The following is a 5,976-nucleotide window of genomic DNA, read 5'->3' as shown; positions in this document are numbered from 1 at the left end:
TAATTAGTGCTTTTTTATAAAGTTAAATTGTTATTATTAACTAGCACTCATTGATAATGCTATGAATTTAAACTAAACTATAAAAGAGAAGGTCAATTTTCTAATTAAATATTTAAAAGATGAAGTTAGAAACAGTATAATAAAGGAAGCCTTGAGGAAATTTAAATATGGAGGTAGTAGACTTTATGAATAATTTTATAGAACTAAAAAATGTTAAGAAAAGTTATACTGTGGGTGAAGTTGTAATTAAAGCAGTAGATGATGTGTCATTTTCCATAGACAAAGGTGAGTTTGTTATTGTGCTTGGTGCCAGTGGTGCAGGTAAGTCAACTATACTTAATCTTTTAGGTGGTATGGATCAAACTACATCAGGAAGTATTTATGTGGATGGAAATGAAATTAGTAAATATAATAAAAAAATGCTTACAAAATATAGAAGAGAAGATATAGGTTTTGTATTTCAGTTTTATAATTTAGTACAAAATTTGAATGCTGTTGAGAACGTGGAGCTGGCGGTGGAAATATGCAAGGATCCAATGAATCCAGAAAAGATACTTGAAAATGTAGGACTTGGAAATAGATTGCGTAACTTTCCTTCTCAGCTTTCAGGAGGAGAACAGCAAAGGGTTTCTATAGCAAGAGCTCTAGCTAAAAATCCTAAATTATTACTTTGTGATGAACCCACTGGAGCGCTAGATTACAATACTGGTAAATCTATATTTAAACTATTGGCAGATACTTCACAAAAATATGATATGACCATTATAGTTATAACGCATAACTCAGCTATAGCCCCAATTGCAGATAAGATAATAACTGTAAAAAGTGGCAAGGTTGAAAGTGTAGAGAAAAATTTAAACCCAGTGGATATAGAAAGTATAGAGTGGTAATTATGAAGAAAACATTTTTTAAAAATTTATTTAGAGATATTAATAAGACACTTTCAAGATTTTTATCAATAGTTATAATCATAGCAATAGGAGTTTCTTTTTATGCAGGAGTAAGGGCTACTAGTCCTGATATGAAAATATCTGGAGATTATTATTTTAATAAAAGTAATTTTATGGATTTTAAAGTAATATCTACACTAGGACTTACTAAAGATGACATATCACAAGTAGAAAAATTAAAGGGTGTAACAGAGGCTCAAGGTTCTTATTCCTTGGATGCAGTAATTGAAACGAATAAACGTTCTTTAGTCTTAAACATTAATTCTCTTCCTATTAAAAATGGAATAAACAAAATAAAAATTCTGAAGGGAAGAACAGCTAAAAATGACAAAGAAGCAGTAGTTGAAGAAAAATTTCTTAAGAATAACAAATTAAATATAGGTGATACAATAATCCTTAAATCTGGAAATGAAAGTGATATAAAAGATAATCTAAAAAATAATGAGTTTAAAATCGTTGGAGCAGCGGAATCACCTCTATATTTATCAGCTCAGAGACAATTAAGTTCTGTAGGAGATGGAGACGTAAGTGGATTTGTATACATATTACCAGAAGTATTTAAAAGTGATGTCTATACAGAGATGTATGTAAGATCTAACAGTAACGAATCTAAAAATAGTCTTTTAAATAATGAGGACTATAAAAATGTTACAGAAAGCATAGAAAAGGAACTAAAAGATATAGGGATTAAGAGAAATGAGATAAGATATGCACAGGTTCTAAAAACTGCTAATGATAAGATAAATGATGCAGAAGTTAAACTTGGAAGTTCTAGAAGGGAAGCAGAAAGCAAATTTAATGAGGCACACAAGCAAATTGAAGATGCAAAAAATAAATTAGATCATGGAAAAGATGAGCTGCAAAAAAATCAAATTGCTTTCAATAAAAAAATAGCAGATGGTGAAAAACAAATATCAGATGGAAAAAATAAAATTAAAGATGGAGAAAATGAAATAAATTCTAATTCAGATCAAATAGAAAGTGGAAAGATTCAGATTTCTCAGGCTGAGAATAAGCTTAATGATGCTGAAAATAAATTGAATGATGGGAAAAAGCAGGCAGCTACCAATATATCAAAGGGATTAAAAGTAAAGGTGGCAGAGGCGAAACAGCATATGGATTCAGTGCCTGTTAATCCAATATATATAGCTCAATATAATTCTATGAATAAAATTTATGAAGATGATGTTAGAGGTAAAGATTTTGATAGTATGTATGCTGCGCTTAAAAGTCATGGAGCATTAAATCAGATTAGTTCATATTTTGATGTAACAGGGCTAAAGACTAATTTCGATAAATCTGCAGCAGATATAAGCTCAGGAAGGCAGCAAATAGAATATAAACAAAAATTATTACAAGATGGAGAGGGAAAACTTAAAACTGCAATAATAGAACTTGAAGCAAATAAGAAAAAGATAGCAGACTCACAAGTTGAACTCAATAAAGGTAAAGAAGAAGGTATTAAAAAGCTCAATGATGGAAAAGCACAACTTATACAGGCACAAAAGGAAATTGATGTAAACAGTGAAAAATTAAAAACTGAAAAGCTAAAAACAAACGCTCAGCTTAGTAGTGGAGAATCTGAAATTCAAACTAATAGAGATAAAATTAAAGATATTAAAAAGCCGGAATGGTATGTATTAAGTAGATCATTTAATGTGGGATATGAAAGCTATAGACAGGATAGTGACAGAATCGATAATATAGGAAAGGCATTCCCGTTAGTATTCTTCTTGGTAGCTGCTCTAGTTAGTCTTACAACTATGACTAGAATGGTTCAAGAAAACAGAATGGAAATTGGTACCTTTAAAGCATTAGGATATTCAAGAATATCTATAGTGTCACATTACCTTATATATTCACTTTTAGCCAGTGTAATAGGCAGTATAATAGGTGCATCTTTTGGATTTAGGTTATTTCCACCGCTTATAATGAATGCCTATTCTTCACTCTATACTATTCCTGATGCTATAACACCTTTTAATACAGTACTTGCAATAGAAGCTTCTCTAATATCTATACTATTTACAACTTTAGCAGCTATAGCATCGACTTTAGGTGAGCTAAGAGAGGTTCCAGCCTCATTGATGAGGCCAAAGCCACCTAAGGCAGGAAAAGTTATATTACTGGAAAGAATAACATTTTTATGGAAAAGACTTAGTTTTACAAGAAAAGTTACTGCAAGAAATATATTTAGATATAAGCAGAGATTTTTTATGACAGTAATAGGAATTGCTGCGTGTACGGGATTAATGATAACCGGATTTGGCCTTAAGGAAGGTATAGTAGGGGCTGCAGATAATCAATTTAAAAAGATTTATAGATATGATATTCAAACAACCCTTACTAAAGATATAGATACAAATGAAAAAAATAATATAAACATTAATGTAATGAAAGATAATAATGTTAAATCTATATTATTTACCTATTCAAAAAATGCTTCTGTCAGTAAAGAAAAATCTGGAAATGAAGATGTTTATGTAGTAGTACCAGAAAATAAGAATAATATTAATAAATATATAAATCTTACAATGGATGGGAAAGAGTTAAGTCTTAGAGATAACGGAGTAATAATTACTGAGAAAGTCTCAAAGCTTATGAATAAAAAAGTAGGAGATAACATTGCAATTACTATAGATAACAGAGTGGTAAATGCCAAAATAGCAGCTATAACTGAGCAATATGTTCAGCATTATATATATATGAGTCCTAGTTACTATGAGCAGATTACTGGTAAAAGATTAGAATTCAATGGATTTTATGGAAATTTAAACAGCATTTCCGATACTGCTGAGAATAGTACAGCTAAGACATTAACAGCTATAAAAGGAATAGGGGCTGTAAGTTTTAAAAAGAATATTCAAGTTAATTTTAATAAAAGCATAAAAAGTATAAATTCAGTAGTATTAGTATTAATAGTTTCAGCAGGTATTTTAGCCTTTGTGGTAATATACAATCTTACAAATATAAATATTAATGAACGAAAGAGGGAGCTTGCAACTATAAAGCTTCTGGGTTTTTATAATAATGAATTGGCATTCTACATATACAGAGAAAATATTATATTAACGGTTATAGGAAGTTTTACAGGAATAGTTTACGGTATACTTATTAATAGACTCATAATAAGTACTGCAGAAACAAATGTAATGATGTTTGTAAAGACAATTAATCCTATTTATTTTCTATATTCAGTTGCATTTACGATCTTATTTTCACTTATAGTTAATTTAGCTATGTATAGAAGATTTGATAAGATAGATATGATAGAATCTCTTAAAAATGCAGAATGAGACAATAAACTAAAATTATTAACACTATACTTCTAATAAAATTTGTAAAATAAAAATCACCCCATTAAGCAGAAGTTTATAACAGTCATTTTGCTGTTTCTACTTAGTGGGGTGTTTTCTTACTTAAAATAGTATATTTTCTTGAATTACATTTACTTTCTTCAATTGAAGTAATGGGAAGATATCTTAATTTCCAACAACATGAACTGTTACAGTTCTTCTTCCCCAGCCTTGTGCTTCGGCATCTGTAGGTACAAATAAGTCTATTATATTTCCTTTAATAGCACCGCCAGTATCACTAGCAATAGCATATCCATAACCTTCTACATAAACTTTAGAACCAAGTGGTATAACTCTAGGATCTACAGCTATAGTACTGTAACCATTTGGATCTCGTTTTGTTCTGTCTCCGCTTGCTGTAAAACCATTATCCGTATAGGCAGTTGCTTGCATAGTCATTGAACTTGAAGCATTAGTTGGAGTTCCTATATTTCCACCACGGTTTATCGCAACAGGGGAACTTGTACTAGCAGAATTATTGGAAGACGCTGGTTTATTAACAGCCACTTGTCTAGATGCATTTGCAACTTGAGCAGCAGCTAATTTCTGTGTCTTCTCTGTAGCTTGTGTAGCTTGTGCAGCTTGCGCAGCTTGTGCAGCTTGCGCAGCTTGTGCAGCTTGTGCAGCTTGTGCAGCTTGTGCAGCGGCTAATTCCCTTGCTTTCTCAGCAGCTTCTCTTGCTTTTTGCTCTGCGATTAAATTATTTTCCTTTTCATTTTCTTTAGCAAGTAGTTGTTTTTGTTGACCTATATCATTGCTTAGATTTGATAGAGTAGATTCATTACTTGCTTTTAAAGCTACTAACTTAGCATTTTCACTATTCAAATCTTCCTTTTTCTTTGCAATATTATTTTGTTGCTCTTGTAATTGTGCCGCGATATTATTATCATACTTCATCACTATGGAAATTGAATCCATTGATGATAGAAAATCGCTTAAACTACTTGATCCTAAAAGTACCTCCAAATAGCTAGTTCCACCCCCACTTACATATATAGCTCTTAATCTTTTCTTAAACAAATCTTCCTGTTCTTTAGAATGTTTTTCTACTGCTTCTAATTTAGCTTGTGTATTTTTTATGTTTTGGTCGATTTTATTCATATCCTTTTTATTATTATCAACCTTTTTTAGTATGTCATCAATTTGTTTATTTAAATCATCTACTTTTCCCTGTAATTGTTTCTTATTAGCTTGAGTTTGCTTTAGTTCAGCTGATTCATCAGTGGTTGGTGCAGCAAATACATTACTGCTTATGGTGAAAGTTAAAACTAACATCATAACGATAGACACCGCTTTTTTATTCAATATGCTTTCCTCCTTAGACGGGTTATAAACCTGTTTTTTTATGCTTTAGATTTAGCATTAGTTTATATTATAGCATAACATAACATAAAATTGGTGGAAAAAATTGTAAAAATAATTCGGATACTATTTTTTTGACTATTATTTTATTAAATAGATAAGTTATTTTATATGCAGGTAAAAAGTGCATGGTTACTTGTTTAAGGTAAAAACTTTAATAGCAACTATTTGCAATTTTCATATTGAAATAATATTTTTAAAATTTATTTTATGAATTTATGTTATGTTGTGTTATATATAAAGGTATATTATAGCTAATATATTTTTAGAAGTCCAGTAATAAATTTATAAATCATTATACTACGTGT

3 protein-coding genes are annotated in these 5,976 nt (G+C 30.2%); 2 read left to right on the top strand and 1 reads right to left on the bottom strand.

Annotated features, from left to right (window positions below):
• The first annotated feature begins 185 nt into the window (after window positions 1-185).
• Both RH99_RS17405 and RH99_RS17400 read left to right on the top strand, forming a co-directional pair.
• Complete coding sequence (locus RH99_RS17405; RefSeq protein WP_010241314.1) at window positions 186-890, top strand: ABC transporter ATP-binding protein; 705 nt, start codon at window positions 186-188, stop codon at window positions 888-890.
• Between the two features lie 2 nt (window positions 891-892).
• Window positions 893-4,246: an ABC transporter permease gene (locus tag RH99_RS17400; RefSeq protein ID WP_010241312.1), complete on the top strand. Its 3,354-nt coding sequence runs from the start codon at window positions 893-895 to the stop codon at window positions 4,244-4,246.
• A 186-nt stretch (window positions 4,247-4,432) separates the two neighbouring features.
• Here the strand turns inward: RH99_RS17400 and RH99_RS17395 are convergent, their stop codons facing one another.
• The gene (locus RH99_RS17395; RefSeq protein ID WP_010241310.1) at window positions 4,433-5,611 is read right to left on the bottom strand and encodes a 3D domain-containing protein; all 1,179 of its coding nucleotides are present in this window, start codon (window positions 5,609-5,611) and stop codon (window positions 4,433-4,435) included.
• Window positions 5,612-5,976: the final 365 nt, after the last annotated feature.

The organism is Clostridium arbusti SL206 (genome assembly GCF_000246895.1).
In the GTDB taxonomy this organism is placed as follows: Bacteria; Bacillota; Clostridia; order Clostridiales; family Clostridiaceae; genus Clostridium_I; species Clostridium_I arbusti.
Note: the sequence above shows the minus strand (reverse complement) of the source record. Positions and strands in the feature narration are given on the sequence as shown.